Source organism: Candidatus Methylomirabilota bacterium, from assembly GCA_035936835.1.
Classification (GTDB): domain Bacteria; phylum Methylomirabilota; class Methylomirabilia; order Rokubacteriales; family CSP1-6; genus AR37.
Map to the genome: position 1 here is coordinate 1 of DASYVT010000147.1, position 18,747 is coordinate 18,747.

Below are 18,747 nucleotides of genomic sequence, written 5' to 3' on the forward strand. Positions count from 1 at the left end.
TGGACCATGCCGAAGGCGGCGCGCCCGACGGCGCGCATGGTCAGCGCCGCGATCATCATCGGCACGATGCCGCCCAGGAAGAGGCCGATCACCACCTTGGCGTCGAGCAGGTCGATGGTCTTGAGCGCGACGGACTCGGTATACGCCGCGTAGAGCGCGAGCGCCGTCAGCGCCGCCGAGCCGATGGCGAAGCCCTTGCCGATGGCCGCCGTGGTGTTGCCGAGGGCGTCGAGCTTGTCCGTGATGGCGCGCGTCTCGGGCCCGAGGTTCGCCATCTGGGCGATGCCACCCGCGTTGTCGGCGATCGGGCCGTAGGCGTCCACGCTCATGGTGATGCCGACGGTGGCGAGCATGCCGACGCCCGCCAGCGCGATGCCGTAGAGGCCGTGGGCGTAGTGCGAGACGAAGATCGCGCCGCAGATGGCCACGACCGGCAGGGCCGTGGACTCGAGGCCGATCGCGATGCCCGTGATGATGTTGGTCGCCGAGCCCGTCTTGCAGCTCTCGGCGATCTCCTCGACGCGCTTGCCCGAGGTGTACAGCTCGGTGAAATAACCGATGGCCGAGCCCGCCAGGAGCCCCGAGAGCACCGCCCAGAACGGCGCCGGGCCGACGTCCATGACGCGCACCACGATCCAGCTCAGCACGATCAGGATGCCGGCCGCGATGAACGTCGCGTTGCGGAGCGCCGCCTGCGGGTCCATGCGCTGGAGAAAGCCCATCGAGAGCACGCCCGCGGCCGACGAGACGAGCCCCGCCATCACGATGACGATGGGCAGCAGCATCATCGCCATGGGGTTGGGCAGGGCGGAGCCGATGGCGATGGCGGCCACGATGGAGCCGACGTAGGACTCGAAGAGGTCGGCGCCCATGCCGGCGACGTCGCCTACGTTGTCGCCGACGTTGTCGGCGATGACGGCGGGGTTGCGCGGGTCGTCCTCGGGGATGCCCGCCTCGATCTTACCGACGAGGTCGGCGCCGACGTCGGCCGACTTGGTGTAGATGCCGCCGCCGACGCGGGCGAAGAGTGCGATGGACGAGGCGCCCATGGCGAAGCCGCTGATGATGACCGGGTCCTGCCAGCGGAGGAAGAAGAGGCCCAGCCCCAGGATGCCGAGCGCGGCGATGGTCAGGCCCATCACCGAACCGCCAAAGAAGGCCACCGCGAGCGCCTTGTCGCGCCCGACGGTCCGCGCTGCCTGGGCGGTCCGCACGTTGGCCTTGGTGGCGGCCTTCATGCCGATGAACCCGGCCAGCATGGAGCAGACGGCGCCCGAGATGAAGGCGAGCGCGGTGCGCGTCCCGATGCCGAGGGAGAGCAGGGCGGCCACCACCACGATGAACCAGACGAGGATCGAGTACTCTTTGTGAAGAAAAGCCATCGCCCCATCCTCGATCGCGTCCGCGATCTCGGTCATCGCGCCTGCGCCCGCCGGCTGAGCCACGACGTACCGGTACAGCACGAAGGCCATCAGGAGCCCGAGGGCGCCGAGGACCGGAGCGAGAATGGGAAGGGACATAGGCACCTCCCTAGAAGCGGCGGGCGTTGTGAGCTTCGACCAGCTTGAGCGCCTGGGCTCCCGCTTCGAGGCAGGCCGCCTCGACCGTCGGGAGCTCGTCGGGGAGGAAAGCCGAGAGCACGTGGTCCACGATCTCCTCGCGGTCACGCCCGGGCGAGGCCGGCCGGCCGATGCCGACCTTGACCCGCCGCAGCTGGTCCGTGCCGAGCGTGCTGATCAGCGACCGCATGCCGTTGTGGCCTCCCGCGCTGCCCTTCATGCGCACCCGCACCCTGCCCAGCGGAAGGTCGAGGTCGTCGTACACGATGACGAGGTCGCCCGCGACCAGCTGGAGCTTGCGCGTGACGCGCGCGACCGGCGGTCCCATGGCGTTCATGAAGCACTGCGGCTTGATGAGGTGGAGGACATCGCCCCGCCACTTGGACTGGGCGACGAGGTGGCCGCTCACGCGCTGAAAGCGCACCTTGAGCTTCTTGGCCAGGGCGTCGAGCGCACGGGCGCCCATGTTGTGCCGCGTATCGCGGTAGTCGGGCCCGGGGTTGCCGAGCCCGACGATCGCTTGGGCCACTTACTCTTTCTTCTTCCCCTTCTTGTCTTTCTCCTCGGCCTCGGGCTCTTCCTTGGGCTTGCGCTCGGTGAGCACTTCCGGCTCGCCCGGCGCAGCTGCCACAGCGCCCGCCACGGCGGCCACGGGCGCGGCGACTTCCTCGGCGGCCGGCGGGGCCACGGTGGCCACGGCCTGCGCCCTGTCGGTCAGCACGCGCACGCCTTCGGGCACGGCGAGGTCGGCCACGATCAACACGTCGCCGATCGCGAGGTTGGAAACGTCGGCCGTGATGTCCTCGGGGATATTGGCCGGCAGGCACGAGACCTGGACCTCGCGCAGCACCATCTCGAGGATGCCCTGCGTGTCGCGCACGCCGATCGGCTCACCCACGTGGCGGAGTGCCACCGTCACCTGGATCGGCTTGTCCATGTTGACCTCCTGGAGGTCGACGTGGACCAGGTCCTCGGAGACCGGGTCGAGCTGCAGGTCGCGAAGGATGACCATGCGCGAGTCCTTGGACCCGGCGAACGTCACGCGGAGCAGCTGCGTGCTGCCCTCGTGGCCGTGGATGATGCGGAAGACCTCGCGCGGGTCCACGGCGATGTTGACGGGGCTCGGGCCCCCGTAGAGAACGCCCGGCGTCTTGCCGGAACGCCGCAGCCGCCTGGCCACGGACTTGCCCACGCCCTCGCGGGGCGTAACGGTCAGCTCACGAATTTCCATGACGCGATCGCTCCTTCATTGCATGAGTTATACGAAGAGGGTCGACACCGACTCCTCGTCGTGGATGCGGCGGATGGCCTCCGCGAGCAGCGGCGCCACCGACAGCACGTGGATCTTGTGATTTGCCTTGTCGGGCGTCAGCGGCACCGAGTTGGTGATGACGACCTCTTCGAGCGCCGAGCTCTCGATGCGCTTGATCGCCGGCCCGGAGAGCACGCCGTGGACGGCACAGGCCAGCACGCGGCGCGCGCCCTCGCGCTTGACGGCCTCGACCGCCTGGATGAGGGTGCCGGCGGTGTCGATCATATCGTCGATGACCACGACGTCCTTGTCCTTGACGTCGCCGATCAGGTACATGAAGACGGCCACGTTCGGGCCGTCGCGGCGCTTGTCGATGATGGCGAGCCCCGCGTTCAGGCGCTTGGCGATCGCGCGGGCCCGCTCGACGCCGCCCGCGTCGGGAGAGACCAGGACCGGGTCCTTGAGGTCCTTCTTCGCCAGGTAGTCCACGATCACCGGGGGAGCGGCGAAGAGGTGGTCCACCGGGATGTCGAAGAACCCCTGGATCTGCCCCGCGTGGAGGTCCACCGCGAGTACGCGGTGGCAGCCTGCCGTCGTGATGAGGTCGGCCACGAGCTTGGCCGTGATCGGCACGCGCGGCATCACCTTCCGGTCCTGGCGGCCATAGCCGTAGTACGGAAGGACCGCGGTGATGCGCCGAGCCGACGCGCGCTTGAACGCGTCGATCATGACCAGTAGCTCCATCAGGTGGTCATTCACGGGCGGGCAGGTGGGCTGGACCACGAAGACGTCCTGACCGCGGACGTTCTCGTTGATCTGGACGTAGACCTCGCCGTCCGAGAATCGCGAGACGTCGGCGTCGCCCAGGCGCATGTGCAGGTGCTGGGCGATTTCCTCGGCCAGGGGCCGGTTCGCGTTTCCCGAGAACAGCTTCAGCTCATAGGCCATGTCGTGTCCTCATTCAGCCCTCGCCTCACGGCTTCGCCCTTCAGCTCGAACTGCGTCTCGCTTTCTACTCAGCACTCGCCTCGCGACTTCGCCGCTCAGCTCGAACTGCGTTCCCGGAATGTGGCTGGGGCGGGAGGGCTCGAACCTCCGTTGCGGGGTCCAAAGCCCCGAGTCCTACCTCTAGACGACGCCCCAGTGAGTCTAGACGGCGCGAATGGCGGCGCCGCTGTTCGTCCTCACGGCCCAGGCCGACCAGCCCGCGCGGTTCACCCGCCGCTGGATCTGGCGCGCCTGGTCCAGCGAGCGCGCCACGCCGAACACCGTCGGCCCGCTGCCCGACATTACCGCGCCGAGCGCGCCCGCGGCCAGCAGCGCCGCTTTCATCCGCCCGATCACCGGCATGGCCGGCTCGACCCAGCGCTCGAGGTGGTTCGTCAGCGCCGCAGCGACCTTGGCCGCGTTTCGCGTCCTGAGCGCCTCCAGCATCCGCTTCGTGCCCTCGGGTTTCGCGTGCCATCCCTCGGGCACCCGCCCGTACACCTCCTGCGTCGACAGCGGGACTCCCGGATTAACGAGCACCATCGCGTAGCCGCCCACGGTCGGCACCGGCTTGAGCACTTCGCCGCGCCCCGTCCCCACCGCCCGTCCCGGACCGAGGAAGAACGGCACGTCCATCCCGAGCCTGACCGCGAGTGCCATCAACCGCTCCCGACGCCAGCGCAGCCCCCAGAGGCGGTTGAGCCCCCAGAGTGTAGCCGCCGCGTCGCTCGAGCCGCCCCCAAGCCCTGCCGCCACCGGGATGCGCTTGTCGAGCACGATCCGCGCCCCGGCTTGGACGCCCGACGCCTCCCGGAGGAGCCGCGCCGCGCGGACGACCAAGTTGCGGTCGTCGGTGGGGAGGGCGGCGTCGCTCGTTTCGAGCGTGATCGTCTCAGCCCTCTCCACCGTCAAGCGGTCAAAAAGATCCACCGCCTGCATCACGGTGGACAACTCATGGTATCCGTCGGAACGCGTGCCCAGAACCTCGAGGGCCAGATTGACCTTGGCCGAGGTTCGCAGCACCAAGTGTCGGGCGCTTCCCGGCCGCTTCAACAAAGCGGTAAAGCCTACCACGCCCCCTTGCGGACGGTCAACGGAAGTCTTGGATTCTCACACCTTGCGGGACAGTCAGCTTGAGCAGCCCGGGGTCGAAACCGGAGTCCCGCCGAGGGTCTCGATAGCTTACCGTCACCTCGAGCTTGCCGTCGAGCGTCGCGAGTCGCAGACCGTCAGGGACGAAGACGGCGCGGGCCGGTTGCGAGCCGCCCGTCCACTCGATCTGGCGGGCGTCGCCCGAGGCCGGGTCGAGCCAGATTCGTTGGCGGCCGTCGGCGGTTTCGAAAGCCAGCGATGGACCGATGTCATCCGGCGGCAGCATCTGGCCCGAGAGCGGGTCGCGGACGGGCAGGGCATAGCCGGCCAAGAGGCTGACCAGCTCCTCGGCGCCCAGCGCCAGCCCAAGCCAGCGGCGGGTGGCATCCGGGGAGGAGCGCCCGATGAAGGCGCGCTCGCTGGGCACCTCCCAGAGCGTGACGGCGTCGGCATCGGAGGCGACGACGAGCAGGGGCGGTCCGAAGGGCGCCAGGGCTTCGAAGCGGAGCGAGGCAGGCGCGCGGAGGAGGAGCACGCCCGAGAGGCGGTCGACGCGTGTGCCCCGGCGAATCCTGATCTCGGCCAGGGAGCGCAGGTCGTGGAAGTCGCGCCAGCGCGCGTCGAGCGTGGCGCGCGCGGCCACCACGTCGGGCGGGAGCGTCTGGCGCGGCGGAAGCGAGGCGCAGCCGCCCGACAGGGCGAGCGCGCCCAGCAGCAGGCCGGCGAGCTTACTTCTGCTCGGCCTTGGGACGGTCACCGCCCTTGGACCGGCGGGCCTTGTCGCGCGCATCGTCGAGCTTCTTCTTGATCGTCCCGGCGACGCTGCTGTCGACGTCCCCCTTGAGCGCGCGCTCCCAGGCGGTGATCGCGTCGTCGGTGCGGCCCGTTTTGATGTACGCGTCGGCCAGGTGGTCGAGGATGACCGGGTCTTCCTTGGCGAAGGACACGGCGCGCTGCAGCTCCTTGAGCGCGTCGTCGTAGCGTCCCTGCTGGTAGTAGGCCCAGCCCAGGCTGTCGATGAAGTAGCCGTTCTCGGGGTCGAGGTCGAGCGCGCGCTTGATGAGCTGCACGGCCTCGCCCAGGTCCTGGCCGCGCTCGGCGTACATGTAGCCGATGTAGTTGTAGGACTCGGCGTGTTTGGGGTCGAGCACGAGCACGCGGCGGAAGGCCCCCACGGCGTCGTCGAAGCGCCCCTGCTTTTCGTAGACGACGCCCGTCTGGAAGACCAGGTCCTTGTTGTTGTCGTCGAGGCTGAGCCCTTCCTGGAGCGCGGCCAGCGAGCGGTCGTACTGCCGGGCCCGGAAGTACGCGGTGCCCAGGTAGAGAAAGAGCTCGCCCCGCTTGGGCTCGATGTTGACGGCTTCCTGCAGGAGCCGGATGGCCTCGTCGTGGCGCTTGGCGCGGCCGTGGAGGAACGCGAGCTGGACGCGGGCGTCGACCGAGCGCGGGTCGGCGGCCAGGATCTTCTCGAGCTCGGCGACCGCTTCCGCGTCCTTGCCGGAATCCATGAGCGCGGTAGCGAGGAAATAGCGCGCCCGCAGGTTGGTGGGCTCGATCGCGACGGCGTTGCGGAAGGCCGCCACGGCGCGATCCCACTGCTTCTGCTCGTAGTAGATCGCGCCGAGCTTGATCCAGATGCGCGGGTCGCGCGGCGCGGACTCCGCCAGCGCCTCGACCTCTTGCTGCGCCTCCTTGAAGCGGCCGAGCCGGACCAGCACGTCACCCAGCCGCTCGACGAAGGCGATGTTCTCCGGGTTGGCCTGCAGCGCCTGCCGGTAGACCTTGAGCGCTTCTTCCGGCTGCTGGCGCGTCTCGTACACGTAGCCGAGCGCCATCCACGCCGCGTCCATGTCGGGGTCCAGCTCGACAGCGCGATTGAGGCGCGTGATCGCCTCGTCCCACTGCTCGCCATCGATGGCCACACGTCCGAGCAGGTTCTGCGCCTGCGCCGAGCCGGGCTGGACCGCGACCAGGCGCAGCAGCACCGCCCGCGCCTTGTCGAACTGCTTCAGCTCGATGTCCTGCTGGGCGAGGGCGATATAGGCATCGGGCGAGCCGGGCGCCAGCTGGATGGCCTTCTCGAGCTCGTCCTCGGCGTCGGTGAAGCGCCGCTGACGCCGGAAGATGTCGGCGAGCGTGAGATGGGGCGTCGCGTTGCCGGGCTCGAGCGCGATTGCCTTGTGCGCCGCCTCGACGGCCTTGGCCGGCTCGTTGGCGCGCGCCAGCCACTGGGAAAGCTGCACCCACAGCGCCGCCGTGTCGGGATCGCGGTCGATGGCCTGGCGGAGCGAGGCGATGGCGTCCTGGACGCGGCCTGCGCGGGCGTGCATTTGGGCGACCGAGTAGAAGTAGTACGCGGCGGCGCGCGGGTCGCGGATCTTCGGGGGCGGCGCGTCGGCCGTCGCGCCGGGGTCATCGGCGGCGGTCAAGGGCTCCATCGACGCGCAGCCTGCGATCGCGACCGCGGCCGAGAGGACGATCCAGAATCGGGTCATGGCTGCTCCGAAGCGGCGGGAGCACGTCGCTCGCCGCGCGCCAGCAAGTCCTTGGTCAGAAGCCTCTTGAGCGACGATGCGAGCGCGGGATCGGGGACCTGACCGGCCGCGGCATCCACCATGCGCGTCTCTTCGACGGTCAAGCGCCGCTCGGGGACGGTCAGGCGCCGCTGAGGCGCCTCGGTGCGCGTGCGCGCGGACCCCGCGGCGACGTCGGAGTCACCTCGTCCGCTGCCCAGCGCGAACCGCACCCCGATGACGGCCGAGCCGTGGCGCTTCCGCAGCGCGGCCACGATGGCAGCGGAGCGCAGCGTCAGCTCCTGGAGCCACGGGGAGTTGTCTACGCTGACCTCGAGCGTGCCCTGCCGGAGCGCCCCGGGGCGGGAGCGCCGGGCGGCCTCGGGGCCCGCCGTCTGCGCCCACTCCCGGCGTATCGCCTCCTCAAGCATCCGCTCGGCCAAGGCCGGGACCGCCACGGTCAGCAGGTTGCCGACCCTTACCGGATTACGGCCGCCGCGCGTGCCCATCGTGCGTTCCATCATACTTGACCCGTCCCCCGGCTGCCATACGGATACGGCCGCGGTTTCGAGGGGGCCAAATTGACTCCCCCGGGAGCGGCCCTTATCATGACGCTGCCATGAGCCGGCCCCAGCGCGGTCAACGCTTGTCCGTCACCATCGACGACCTCGCATTCGGGGGCGAAGGCGTCGGCCGGGCGGACGGCTACGTGGTCTTCGTACGGGGCGGCGTGCCCGGTGACCGCCTGCGCGTCCGCCTCGACCAGGCTCGTTCCCGCTTCGGCCGCGGCACGATCGAGGCCATCGAGACTCCGTCGCCGCACCGGGTCGAGGCCCCGTGCCCGTACTTCGGACGCTGCGGGGGCTGCAGGCTGCAGCACGTGGACTACCAGGCGCAGCTGTCGTTCAAGTCCAAGCAGGTCGCCGACGCGCTCGAGCGGCTGGGCGGCCTCGGTCCCGTCGACGTCCGCCCCATCCTCGCTGCCGTGGAGACCTACGGCTACCGGAACAAGATGGAGTTCACCATCGCGCGCGCCGGGGATGGCGCGGGCCTGACGGTGGGCCTCCACGAGGCGGCGCGCTACGACGCGGTCCTCGACATCGAGCGGTGTCTCCTCCAGTCAGATAGCATGAACGCGCTGCTCCACGACGCGCGGCGCTTCTTCGCCGCGAGCGGGCTCACCGCGTGGGAGCAGGACTCGGGCGAGGGGCTCCTGCGCTTTCTCATGCTGCGCGAGGGGTACCGGACGGGCGAGAGCATGGTCAACATCGTCACCTCGTCGCCGGCGGTGTCGGAGCTGGCGCCCCTGGCCGAGCGGCTCTCGGCGCGCGAGCCACGGACCACGAGCGTGGTGGTGAACGTCAACCCCAAGAAGGCGAGCGTCGCGGTGGGCGTGGAGGAGCACCTCCTCGGCGGCCGCGACCACATCCGCGAGTCGGTGGGCGGGCTCGAGTTCCAGGTCTCGGCCAACTCGTTCTTCCAGACCAACACTGCGCAGGCCGAGCGGCTCTTCGCCCTCGTGCTCGACTCGGCGGGCCTGGACGGCGGCGAGACCGTGCTGGATCTGTACTCCGGCACGGGCGCCATCAGCCTGCAGCTGGCCAAGCGCTGCCGCTGGGTCTACGGCGTCGAGGTGACGCAGGCCGCTGTGGACGATGCGGCCCGAAACGCCGCCGCCAACGGCATCGCCAACTGCACCTTCCTCGCCGGGGAAGTTCGCTTCGTCCTGCCTCAGCTGGTCTCCCAGGGCGTGAGCGCGCAGGTGGTCGTGGCGGACCCGCCGCGGGCGGGCTTCCACCCGAAGGCGCTGCGCGCGCTCCTGCAGATGGGGCCCGCGCGGATCGTCTACGTCTCGTGCAACCCGGCGACGCTGGCGCGGGACCTGGGCGAGCTCGTGCGCGGCGGCTATCGCCTCGAGTGGGTGCAGCCGGTGGACATGTTCCCGCACACGCCGCACATCGAGGCCGTGGCTCGATTGGAGCGCGTTCCCGCATGAGGTCCTACCTGCTCCGCCGGCTGTGGCAGGCGGTGCTCGTGCTCTTCGGCGTCTCCGTCGTCGTGTTCCTCATCCTGCACCTCACCGGTGATCCGGCCGCGCTGCTCCTGCCGCCCGACGCGACGGCCGAGGACGTGGCGCGCTTCCGCAAGGCCATGGGCTTCGACGATCCCGTGGCCGTGCAGTACCTCCGCTTTCTCAAGGGCGCGCTGCGCGGGGACTTTGGCGAGTCGCTCCGCCACGGCGAGCCCGCCATGCACCTCGTTCTGGAACGGCTGCCCGCGACGTTCGAGCTGGCCGGCGCCGGGCTCCTCCTCGCACTGTGCCTCGCCATTCCCGCCGGCATCATCTCGGCGGTCAAGCGGAACACGCCCATCGACTACATCTCGACCGTGGTCGCCCTCATGGGCCAGGCCATGCCGACCTTCTGGCTCGGCATCATGCTGATCCTGGTCTTCTCGGTGCGGCTCAGCTGGCTGCCCTCCTCGGGCCGCGGCGACTTCCAGCACCTCATCCTGCCGGCGGTGACGCTCGGGCTCTTCACCACGGCGCGCATCACGCGGCTGACGCGCTCCGGCATGCTCGAGGTGCTGGGGCAGGACTACATCCGCACCGCGCGGGCCAAGGGGGTCAGCGAGCAGCCGGTGGTCTGGAAGCACGCGCTCAAGAACGCGTCGATCCCCATCATCACCATCGTCGGGATCGAGCTCGGCACGCTGCTCGGCGGCTCGGTCATCACCGAGACCATCTTCGCCTGGCCCGGGGTCGGGCGCCTCTCGGTGCAGGCCATCTTCAACCGCGACTACCCCGTGGTGCAGGCGGCCGTCTTCATCCTCGCCAGCACCTTCGTGTTCCTGAACCTCCTCGTGGACATCGCCTACACCTGGCTCGATCCGCGGATCAGGTTCCGCTGATGACGCCGCCCAACGGCACCGCCGTCGCGCTCCGGGCTCCGGTCGAGGTCGAGGAGCGGCAGTGGGTGATGACGCTCAAGCGGCTCGCCCGGCGCCGCACGGCGCTCTTCGGGCTGGGCGTCGTGGTCACGGTGCTGCTGGCCGCCGCCTTCGCCCCGTGGCTCACGCCCTTCGACCCGCTCGAGCAGGACATCAACCAGCGCCTGAGGGAGCCCGGATGGCAGACCGCCGAAGGGCGCATCCACGCGCTCGGCACCGATCACCTGGGCCGGGACATCCTGGCGCGCGTGATCTTCGGCTCGCGCATCGCCCTCCTCGTCGGGCTGTCGGCCGTCCTCATTTCCGGCGTGCTCGGCATGGCCATCGGCCTCGTCTCCGGCTACTTCGGCGGCAAGGTGGACGACTTCTTCATGCGCCTGGCCGACATCCAGCTGGCCTTTCCGTTCATCCTGCTCGCCATCGCCGTCATCGGCGTGCTCGGCCCGAGCCTGCGCAACATCATCATCGTGATCGGCGTGTCCTCGTGGGTGGTGTACGCGCGCGTCGTCCGCGGCGAGGTGCTCTCGATCCGCGAGCGCGAGTTCGTCCAGGCGGCCATCGCGCTCGGCAGCCGGGACGGGCGCGTGCTGGTCCGCCACGTGCTGCCGAACGCCTTCACGCCGTGGCTCGTGGTCGCCACGCTCGACATGGCGCGAGTCATCGTCATCGAGTCTGCGCTGTCTTTCCTGGGGCTGGGTGTCCAGCCGCCCACGCCGACGTGGGGCGGCATGCTCGCCGACGGGCGCGTCTACCTCTCGACGGCGTGGTGGCTCGCGACCTTCCCGGGCCTGGCCATCCTCGTGACGGTGCTCGGCATCAACCTGCTCGGCGACGGACTCCGCGACACGCTGGACCCCCGGCTGAACGTCTGATGAGGCTGCTGAAAATGGCCCATCTGCTTCGTTGGCACCCTCGGCCGCACGCTCAACGTAGAAGGACTACGCCTCGCGTGCGGCCATCGGGCGCCGCCTCGCATCTGGACCATTTTGAGCGGCCTCGGAGGCGTTAAACATATGGAGACGCTGGTCCTGATGGGAGCGTCGGTGATAGACGGCACGGGCGCCGAGCCAGTGCGCGGCCGCGCCGTGGTCGTCGAGGGCGGGCGTATTGCCTCGGTGGTGGACGAGGCGAGCGCGCCGCGGGGCAGGCGCATCGACCTCTCGGGCTGCACGCTCCTGCCGGGGCTCATCAACTGCCACGTGCATCTCTGTCTCGGCGCCGAAGCGGATCCCGTGCGCGTGCTCAGGGACGAGCCCGTCGCACTGACGGCGCTCAAGGCGCTCCTGCGCGCGAGGCAGACGGTGGACGCGGGCGTGACCACGGTGCGGGATCTCGGCGGGCGCGAGTACGTCGAGCTCGCCGTGCGCCGCGCCGTCGCCGAGGGGCTCTTCCCCGGGCCCCGCATCCTCGCCGCGGGGCGCCCAATCTGCATGACCGGCGGCCACGGCAACTTCCTCGGGCGCGAGGCCGACGGCCCCGACGACGCGCGCAAGGCGGTGCGCGAGCAGCTCAAGGCGGGCGTCGATGTGATCAAGCTCATCGCGACGGGCGGTGTGATGACGCCGGGGGTCGAGCCGGGCTCGCCGCAGCTGACGCTCGAGGAGATGCGCGCCGCCGTCGAAGAAGCTCGGAAGGCGGGACGGCTCGCTGCCGCCCACGCACAGGGCGCCTCCGGGATCGCCGACGCCGTCGAGGCCGGCATCACGACAATCGAGCACGGCATTTTCCTGACCGACGAGATCATCGCGTCCATGAATCGCAAGGGCGTGTTCCTCGTGCCGACGCTGGCGGCGCCCTCCGCCATCTCCGCGGGCGGGCTCGCCGCCGGCATCCCCGACTTCATGGTGCGGAAGTCCGACGCCGTGATCCCGCACCACATCGCGAGCTTCCAGCGCGCGGCCAAGGCCGGGGTGCGCATCGCGGCCGGCGCCGACTCGGGCACGCCGCTCAATTTCCACGGCAGCCTCCTGCCCGAGCTCGAGCTGATGGTCAAGTACGGCATGACGCCGCTCGAGGCGATCCGCTCGGCGACCTCGGTGGCGGCCGAAGCGCTGGGGTTGGGCGGCGAGACCGGCCGGATAGCACCAGGGTACGCGGCCGATCTCCTTGCGGTGGCCGGGCAGCCCGCCGAGCGCATCGGCGCCCTCGCCGACGTCCGTCTCGTCATGGCGCGCGGTGCCGTCGTGAAGACGCTGTGATCGCCGTCCGGCCGGCGGCCGAGCGCGGGCACGCCGACCACGGCTGGCTCGACACGCGCCATACGTTTTCGTTCGCCTCGTACCACGACCCCAGGCACATGGGCTTCCGGTCGCTGCGCGTCATCAACGAGGACCGCGTCAAGCCCGGCGAAGGCTTCGGCACGCACGCGCACCGCGACATGGAGATCCTGACCTGGGTGCTCGAGGGCGCCCTCGGGCACAAGGACAACATGGGCAACGGCTCGGTCATCCGGCCGGGGGATCTGCAGCGCATGAGCGCGGGCACGGGGGTGACCCACAGCGAGTTCAACCCGTCGCCGGAGGCGCCGGTGCACTTCCTGCAGATCTGGCTCCTGCCGCGCGAGCGCGGGCTCCCGCCCGGCTACGAGCAGAAGCACTTCACGCAGGAGGCGCGGCGCGGGCGACTGCGTCTCATCGCCGCGGGTGACGGGCGGGACGGCGCCGTCACGATCCACCAGAGCGCAGACCTCTGGACAGCCCTGCTCCAGCCGAACGAGTCGGTGCGCCATGCGCTCGCGCGCGGGCGCTACGCCTGGCTCCACGTGGCGCGCGGCGCGGTGAGCGTCAACGGCTCGACGCTCGGCGCGGGCGACGGCGCCGCGGTCAGCGACGAGGCGGCGCTCGAGATCGCCGGCGCGGCGCGCGCCGAGGTGCTCCTCTTCGATTTAGCCTGACGGGGTCTGGTTGGCCTAGTGAGCAGTCTGGTTGACGAGAAGCAGTGCCAACTATCACGGAGGTGCGACGATGCCGTTCGGAGGTCCTGACTGGCTCGCGTTGACTTCGGAACCGGCCGTGGAGCCGGAGATGCCCATCTGCGATCCCCATCACCATTTCTGGGACTTTCGCACTGGGCGTATACCCTACCAGCGCTATCTGCTCCACGAGCTGGCCGCCGACATGCACAGCGGCCACAACGTGCGTTCCACCGTCTTCATCGAGGCGCGAGCCATGTACCGCGCCGACGGCCCCGAGGAGATGCGTCCCGTCGGCGAAGTCGAGTTCGTCCAGGGGATGGCCGCGGCCAGCGCGAGCGGTCTGTACGGCCCCGGCCGGGCTGCCGCCGCCATTGTCGGTCACGCCAACCTGAACCTGGGCGCGCGCGTGGCGCCGGTGCTGGACGCGCTGCGGGCGGCCAGCCCCAACCGGTTTCGGGGCATCCGCCATTCCGTGACCTGGGATCCCCACCCGGAGGTGGAGAACACCGCCGCGCACAACAGGCAGGGGCAGCTGGCCAGCGACCAGTTCCGGGATGGCGCGCGGGTGCTGGCACGGATGGGGTTGTCGCTCGAGGGGTGGCTGTACTTTCCGCAGCTGCCCGAGCTGGTGGCCTTCGCCAAGGCCGTTCCCGACCTCCGCATCATCTTGAATCATATCGGCGGGCTGCTGCGGACCGGCCCATTCGCCAACCGGGACCATGAGGTGCTGGCCACTTGGCGAAGCGGGATCGCCGCCGTCGCGGCGTGCCCCAACGTCTACGTGAAACTCGGCGGCATCGGCATGCCCCGCACCGGCTTCGACTGGCATGCCCGGAACACGCCCATCGGCTCGGAAGAGCTGGCGGCATCGATGGCGCCCTTCATGACGTACTGCATCGAGCAGTTCGGCCCCACCCGGTGCATGTTCGAGAGCAACTTTCCGGTGGACAAGGTCTCGTACTCCTACAACGTGATGTACAACGCCTTCAAGCGGCTGTCCAAGGGCTACTCGGCTGCCGAGCGCGCCGCGATGTTCCACGACACGGCCGCGCGCGTCTACCGGATAGACGTCTGACCCGCCGCCCCCTGTCGTGAATATTCTTGCCGTTCAAAGCGTGAGGCAAGATTGCCGACTGAGGATGAGCCCAAGCCGGCTCAGGCAAGGGCTGGTTCCCCGGGCTGCTTTGGCGTACGTTGTCTGCGAGATCGTGTGAGGCGCGGCGCAGCACGGGAGAGATGCCATATGGAGATCGGCTGGGTCGATACCTCTGGGGACGTATGAGCCGATTCGGGATCGCTCTTCCGAGCGGGAGCGCGAGCGAGCCGCGGTTCGGGCCCGAGAGCCTGGCGGAGGCGGCGCGGCGGATCGAGGCGGCGGGTTTCGAGAGCGCTTGGACATTCGACTCCGTGGGCCGTGGCGCGCTTCGCCCCGATCCGCTCACGGCCCTCGCCGTCGCGGCCGCCGTCACACGCAGCGTCGAGCTGGGGACGGGCGTCCTCCAGGTGCCGCTGCGCAACCCGGTCGAGTTGGCTCAGCGGGTGTTGACCACGCATCTCGTGTCTGGCGGCCGGCTCCGGTTCGGCGTGGGCGCCGGGTCGACGGCCGCAGATTTCGCCGCGCTCGGGCTCGATTTCCCGTCGCGCTTCCGTCGTCTCGACGAGTCCCTGACGATCATGCGCCGTCTGTGGTTGGGCGAGCAGGTCGGCGAGGCCTCGCTGGCGCCCGTCTGGCCCGCGGTGCTCGGCGGGCCACCAGTGCTGATCGGCTCGTGGGCCGGCTCGAAGTGGATCGAGCGGGCTGCCCGCGAGTTCGACGGCTGGATCGGCTCAGGCGCGCGTAGCAGTTGGAGGGCACTGCGCGAGGGGATCAAGCGCTTCCGCGACCTCGGCGGCAAGCGAGCCGTCGTCACCAACGTGGTCGTGCAGTTGGATAGTCCCGCCGCGAGCCCGGACGGCCCTGACGATCCGTGCGACCTGAAGTGTCCGCGCGAAATTGCCCGCGAGCGCCTGCATCGCCTCTGCGAGTTGGGCTTCGACGATGTGGTCCTGGTCCCCCGGCATCACGAGGCCGGGTTCCTCCAGGAGCTGCGCGAGCTGGCCCTCAGCGCCCGCTGAGCCCCGGCGGCTACGGCGCTTCGCTCAGGCCGTCCGGTTCCGGCCGGACGCCCGGGCCTCGATGGCGGCGGCGATTTGTCGTCCCATCGCCGCCCCACGCTCGGCGAACTGGCGACAGAGCCCCGTGTAGCGGGCCGGGTCGAGCAGGGCGTCGACCTGCGATGCGCTGAGGCCGGCGCTCACGTGCGGGTCTTCCGCCAGGGTCTCGCGGAACGGACGCGACTGGGTCACCGAGGCCTGGGCCGCTTCGTAGACGGCATCGTGGGCCCGCTGCCGTCCGATCTGCTTGCCGAGCTCCAGCATAAGCGCCTCGGCCATGATCAGGCCGCCCGACAGGTCGAGGTTCTCCCGCATCCGCGCTGGAAATATCCGCAAGCCCTCGAAGAGCACGATAAGCCGCTGCAGCATGTCGCCGGTGAGCTCGCAGGCCTGCACCAGGGCCCGGCTCATCATGATGCTCGTCGTGCGATCGGCCTCGTGCTCCGTCTGCATCGCCTCGAGCGCCAGCGGCACAAGGGCACGGATCTGCGCCGCGGCGGCGATGATGTCCTGCGACAGCTTGGGATTGCGCTTCTGGGGCATGGTGCTGCTCCCCACCGTGCCTGGCGGCACCGGCTCTTCCACCTCCCCGAACTCCTGCTTCATCAGCGTGTAGATCTCGCGCCCGATCTTGCTGCTCGTGGAGGCGAGCATGCCGAGGAGCAGGACGTATTCCGCCTGGTGATCGCCGATGGTGCGCGCGGGCACCGGCATGGCGCGCATCCCGAGGCGGGCCGCCATCTTCTCCTGGGTTCTCAGGCCCAGCTCGCCCAGCGAGGCGAGCGTGCCCGCGCCGCCGCCCAGCATGGCCACGAACACGCGCGCTTCGCAGCCGTGGAGACGCTCCACGTGTCGGCCGAGCTCGTCGATCCACACCGCCACCTTGAAGCCGAAGGTCGCGGGCACGGCGTGCTGGCCGTGGGTGCGGCCCGGAAGCAGCATGTCCTTGGTCTTCTCGGCCAGGTCGGCGAGCGTGGTCAGGATGGTCGCGATCTGGCCCAGGAAGATGTCGTGCGCCCGTCGCACCTGGAGGAGCTGGCCGGTCTGAGTGACGTTCTGGGTCGTCGCCCCCCAGTGCACGTAGCCGCCGGCGTCGCCCTCGCAGGCCTTATCCAGCTCCCAGATCAGCGGCACCAGCGGATGTCCGGTGCGGGCCAGTCCCGCGCGCACGGCGGCGAGATCCAGGTATGACAGGTGCGCCTTGCGCGTGATCTCGAGCGCGGCGCCCTCCGGGATGATGCCCAGCTCCGCCTGCGCCTGGGCGAGCGCCGCCTCCACGTCGAGCCATGACTGGAACCGCGCGGCCTCAGTGAACAGCGCCCGCACGCCCGGGTCGTCGATCCGGAGAGAGGTGGGCTCCTCCTGCATGGGCGTTATCTCGCATGGCGCTCATTGGTTGTCAACACGCCCGCCATTGTCGGTCACGCCAACCTGAACCTGGGCGCGCGCGTGGCGCCGGTGCTGGAGGCGTTGCGGGCGGCCAGCCCCAACCGGTTTCGGGGCATCCGCCATTCCGTGACGTGGGATCCCCACCCGGAGGTGGAGAACACTGCCACGTAAAGAGGGAGGGGCAGCTGGCCAGTGACGAGTACCGCGCCGGCGCGCGGGTGCTGGCACGGATGGGGTTGTCTCTCGCTCGTGTCTACCGGATAGACCTCTGACCCGCAGCCGAGGTCGATGACGGCATGCGGCAACCTGCGCGTCACCCGTCGGACACGCCTTGCGGACTCCGACCCACTCGGCTATGTTCGGAGCGCACGAACAAGAGGGGGCGTTGCCAGTGCAGGAACTGCTCGGCCACTCAGACGTCAGCACCACGATGATCTACACCCACGTTCTCAACCGAGGACCGGCCGGGGTCCGCAGCCCCGCCGACCGGATGTTCCTGTCATGACCTCAGAGGCCGGGAAACACATCAGGCTGGCCGCGGAGGCCCAGGTGATATCTTGCAGCGCCTCGCGATGTATCACGGCAAGGGAACGAAGGCGGGCCCTGCAAGTTCGCGGAAACGTGGGTGCCGGCCGGGCTCGGCCGGGCTCGTTCGTCGTGCTATACAGAACTACGCAGCCGGATGTCGCAGTTCAAGATACTGAGCGTTGATGGATATGAGGTAGTGCTTGGCTTCTCGAAACGTCGGCGAGGAACTCGTAGGAGCCTACCTTCGGGCCATCAAAGACTGCGAGTTTGTCGCGTACAACGTACATACACGGACCACGCAAGGCGAGATCGACGTCGTCGCCATCAACATGAAGACCAAGACAGCCTACTTCTGCGAGGTCGCGATTCATCTCGAAACCGGTCTGAAATACGGTTCAGGCGGCAACGTCCGACGGCTGGTCGGCAAGTTCAAGAAGGACATCGCCTACGCGAAGAAGTACTTTCGCGGTTACAAGAGGGTGTTTATGCTGTGGTCGCCGATCGTCCGCGACACACGGCCAGGGGCGAAGTACAATCAACTGCACGACGTTATGGAGATCCAGCGTCAGCTTCGACGCGAGCGCATAGATCTCCAGGTGGTCGTGAACGAGGAATTCCAGGCTGCCGTCAGACAACTGAAGGCCGTCGCGCTCAAGGAGACGAAAGAACTAAAATCACCGGTGATGAGGCTGTTCCAGATCGAAACGAAACTGAATGATCGTCTAACTTCCGCATGAACCCGTCGGTCCGAGCTGTCACGGCCCGTGCTTGCGCACGTCCCACGGCAGCTCCTCCCGCGGGTTATGCGGAGCGTTAGACTCTCCACGAGCGAATGGAGGGAGGTGATATAGCCTTCGGGCCAAGTCGGGTTGCAGTTCACTCACAGGCAGGAGGGGTACGATGCACTCACGCTGGCGTATGTTGACTCTTGGAGTAGTCCTGGCTCTCGGCGTAGTTCTAGGAGCGGACATCGCAAACCTGTCGGCCCAGGCGAGCGATCCAAGAATTGGCACGTGGAAGCTCAACGTGGCGAAGTCCAAGTACAGTCCCGGCCCTGCACCACAAAGCCTGACGGTGAAAGTCGAACCGTCGGGCCAGGGCGGGGAGAAAGTGACCGCTGCATTTGTCAATGCGGACGGGACTCGCACGACGGTCTCGTACACGGAGGCCAATTTCGACGGCAAGGACTATCCGCTCACTGGGTCTCAGTTCGGGGCCGACACGGTTTCACTCAAGCGAATCGACACACGGACGACAGAACGCACTGACAAGAAGGGCAGTACGGTGGTTCAAACCCTTAGACGGGCGGTCTCTCAGGACGGGAAGACAATGACCGTCACCACGAAAGGCACGAACACCCAGGGTCAGGCCATGAACAACGTCGCGGTGTTCGAGAAGCAATAAAACTAC

Annotated in this window: 18 protein-coding genes, 1 tRNA gene and 1 pseudogene; 10 read left to right on the plus strand and 10 right to left on the minus strand. The window is 69.0% G+C overall.

The genetic code is table 11. From position 1 onward, the window contains the following. The 9 genes from VGV06_13060 to VGV06_13100 all read right to left on the minus strand — a co-directional run. Positions 1–1,520, minus strand: a 1,520-nt coding sequence (locus tag VGV06_13060; GenBank protein ID HEV2056083.1) for a sodium-translocating pyrophosphatase, incomplete at its 3' end; no start/stop codon positions are given. A gap of 10 nt (positions 1,521–1,530) precedes the next feature. Then, the gene (gene pth / locus VGV06_13065) at positions 1,531–2,088 is read right to left on the minus strand and encodes an aminoacyl-tRNA hydrolase (GenBank protein HEV2056084.1); all 558 of its coding nucleotides are present in this window, start codon (positions 2,086–2,088) and stop codon (positions 1,531–1,533) included. Continuing rightward, a complete protein-coding gene (locus VGV06_13070) occupies positions 2,089–2,790 on the minus strand; it encodes a 50S ribosomal protein L25 (protein ID HEV2056085.1) in 702 nt (233 codons plus the stop codon). A gap of 27 nt (positions 2,791–2,817) precedes the next feature. Then, positions 2,818–3,759 carry a ribose-phosphate pyrophosphokinase gene (locus VGV06_13075; protein ID HEV2056086.1) on the minus strand — a complete coding sequence of 314 codons (942 nt, stop codon included), beginning with the start codon at positions 3,757–3,759 and terminating at the stop codon, positions 2,818–2,820. A 121-nt stretch (positions 3,760–3,880) separates the two neighbouring features. Next, positions 3,881–3,954, minus strand: a tRNA-Gln gene (locus VGV06_13080). A 6-nt stretch (positions 3,955–3,960) separates the two neighbouring features. Further along, complete coding sequence (locus VGV06_13085; GenBank protein HEV2056087.1) at positions 3,961–4,821, minus strand: 4-(cytidine 5'-diphospho)-2-C-methyl-D-erythritol kinase; 861 nt, start codon at positions 4,819–4,821, stop codon at positions 3,961–3,963. A gap of 67 nt (positions 4,822–4,888) precedes the next feature. Further along, positions 4,889–5,647, minus strand: coding sequence for a hypothetical protein (locus VGV06_13090; protein HEV2056088.1), 759 nt, complete (start codon positions 5,645–5,647; stop codon positions 4,889–4,891). Continuing rightward, positions 5,619–7,385 (minus strand): tetratricopeptide repeat protein, encoded by a 1,767-nt coding sequence (locus VGV06_13095; GenBank protein ID HEV2056089.1) that lies wholly within the window; start codon positions 7,383–7,385, stop codon positions 5,619–5,621. The genes VGV06_13090 and VGV06_13095 overlap by 29 nt, the downstream gene beginning before the upstream one ends. Continuing rightward, positions 7,382–7,927 (minus strand): DUF721 domain-containing protein, encoded by a 546-nt coding sequence (locus tag VGV06_13100; protein ID HEV2056090.1) that lies wholly within the window; start codon positions 7,925–7,927, stop codon positions 7,382–7,384. The genes VGV06_13095 and VGV06_13100 overlap by 4 nt, the downstream gene beginning before the upstream one ends. A 95-nt stretch (positions 7,928–8,022) precedes the next feature. Between VGV06_13100 and rlmD the strand changes: the two genes are divergently transcribed. The 7 genes from rlmD to VGV06_13135 all read left to right on the plus strand — a co-directional run bounded on the left by rlmD (position 8,023) and on the right by VGV06_13135 (position 15,381). Further along, positions 8,023–9,399, plus strand: a complete 1,377-nt coding sequence (gene rlmD, locus VGV06_13105; protein HEV2056091.1) for a 23S rRNA (uracil(1939)-C(5))-methyltransferase RlmD — start codon at positions 8,023–8,025, stop codon at positions 9,397–9,399. After that, positions 9,396–10,313 carry a nickel ABC transporter permease gene (nikB, locus tag VGV06_13110; GenBank protein HEV2056092.1) on the plus strand — a complete coding sequence of 306 codons (918 nt, stop codon included), beginning with the start codon at positions 9,396–9,398 and terminating at the stop codon, positions 10,311–10,313. Before rlmD ends, nikB begins: the two co-directional genes overlap by 4 nt. After that, positions 10,313–11,224: an ABC transporter permease gene (locus VGV06_13115; protein HEV2056093.1), complete on the plus strand. Its 912-nt coding sequence runs from the start codon at positions 10,313–10,315 to the stop codon at positions 11,222–11,224. The genes nikB and VGV06_13115 overlap by 1 nt, the downstream gene beginning before the upstream one ends. Before the next feature lie 141 nt (positions 11,225–11,365). Next, positions 11,366–12,550 (plus strand): amidohydrolase family protein, encoded by a 1,185-nt coding sequence (locus VGV06_13120; protein ID HEV2056094.1) that lies wholly within the window; start codon positions 11,366–11,368, stop codon positions 12,548–12,550. Next, positions 12,547–13,245: a pirin family protein gene (locus VGV06_13125; GenBank protein HEV2056095.1), complete on the plus strand. Its 699-nt coding sequence runs from the start codon at positions 12,547–12,549 to the stop codon at positions 13,243–13,245. The genes VGV06_13120 and VGV06_13125 overlap by 4 nt, the downstream gene beginning before the upstream one ends. A gap of 130 nt (positions 13,246–13,375) precedes the next feature. Beyond that, positions 13,376–14,341 (plus strand): amidohydrolase family protein, encoded by a 966-nt coding sequence (locus VGV06_13130; GenBank protein ID HEV2056096.1) that lies wholly within the window; start codon positions 13,376–13,378, stop codon positions 14,339–14,341. Between the two features lie 203 nt (positions 14,342–14,544). Beyond that, a complete protein-coding gene (locus tag VGV06_13135) occupies positions 14,545–15,381 on the plus strand; it encodes an LLM class flavin-dependent oxidoreductase (GenBank protein HEV2056097.1) in 837 nt (278 codons plus the stop codon). A gap of 24 nt (positions 15,382–15,405) precedes the next feature. On the opposite strand, the gene VGV06_13140 is transcribed toward VGV06_13135, so the two are convergent. Then, complete coding sequence (locus tag VGV06_13140; protein ID HEV2056098.1) at positions 15,406–16,788, minus strand: adenylosuccinate lyase family protein; 1,383 nt, start codon at positions 16,786–16,788, stop codon at positions 15,406–15,408. Positions 16,789–17,200: 412 nt separating this feature from the next. Here VGV06_13140 and VGV06_13145 point away from each other — a divergent pair. The 3 genes and pseudogenes from VGV06_13145 (at position 17,201) to VGV06_13155 (ending at position 18,741) form a co-directional block, all read left to right on the plus strand. Next, positions 17,201–17,314 (plus strand): annotated as a pseudogene (locus VGV06_13145) (integron integrase). Positions 17,315–17,537: 223 nt separating this feature from the next. Then, positions 17,538–18,074: a hypothetical protein gene (locus VGV06_13150; GenBank protein ID HEV2056099.1), complete on the plus strand. Its 537-nt coding sequence runs from the start codon at positions 17,538–17,540 to the stop codon at positions 18,072–18,074. Between the two features lie 289 nt (positions 18,075–18,363). Next, complete coding sequence (locus VGV06_13155; GenBank protein HEV2056100.1) at positions 18,364–18,741, plus strand: hypothetical protein; 378 nt, start codon at positions 18,364–18,366, stop codon at positions 18,739–18,741. Positions 18,742–18,747: the final 6 nt, after the last annotated feature.

Excerpts from the sequence above, each read along its gene's own strand:
- VGV06_13075 (HEV2056086.1), bottom strand. The coding sequence starts at position 3,759 with ATGGCCTATGAGCTGAAGCTGTTCTCGGGAAACGCGAACCGGCCCCTG.
- VGV06_13115 (HEV2056093.1), top strand. The coding sequence starts at position 10,313 with ATGACGCCGCCCAACGGCACCGCCGTCGCGCTCCGGGCTCCGGTCGAG.
- VGV06_13095 (HEV2056089.1), bottom strand. The coding sequence starts at position 7,385 with ATGACCCGATTCTGGATCGTCCTCTCGGCCGCGGTCGCGATCGCAGGC.
- nikB (HEV2056092.1), top strand. The coding sequence starts at position 9,396 with ATGAGGTCCTACCTGCTCCGCCGGCTGTGGCAGGCGGTGCTCGTGCTC.
- rlmD (HEV2056091.1), top strand. The coding sequence starts at position 8,023 with ATGAGCCGGCCCCAGCGCGGTCAACGCTTGTCCGTCACCATCGACGAC.
- VGV06_13120 (HEV2056094.1), top strand. The coding sequence starts at position 11,366 with ATGGAGACGCTGGTCCTGATGGGAGCGTCGGTGATAGACGGCACGGGC.
- VGV06_13130 (HEV2056096.1), top strand. The coding sequence starts at position 13,376 with ATGCCCATCTGCGATCCCCATCACCATTTCTGGGACTTTCGCACTGGG.
- VGV06_13140 (HEV2056098.1), bottom strand. The coding sequence starts at position 16,788 with ATGCAGGAGGAGCCCACCTCTCTCCGGATCGACGACCCGGGCGTGCGG.
- VGV06_13135 (HEV2056097.1), top strand. The coding sequence starts at position 14,545 with ATGAGCCGATTCGGGATCGCTCTTCCGAGCGGGAGCGCGAGCGAGCCG.
- VGV06_13070 (HEV2056085.1), bottom strand. The coding sequence starts at position 2,790 with ATGGAAATTCGTGAGCTGACCGTTACGCCCCGCGAGGGCGTGGGCAAG.
- VGV06_13100 (HEV2056090.1), bottom strand. The coding sequence starts at position 7,927 with ATGATGGAACGCACGATGGGCACGCGCGGCGGCCGTAATCCGGTAAGG.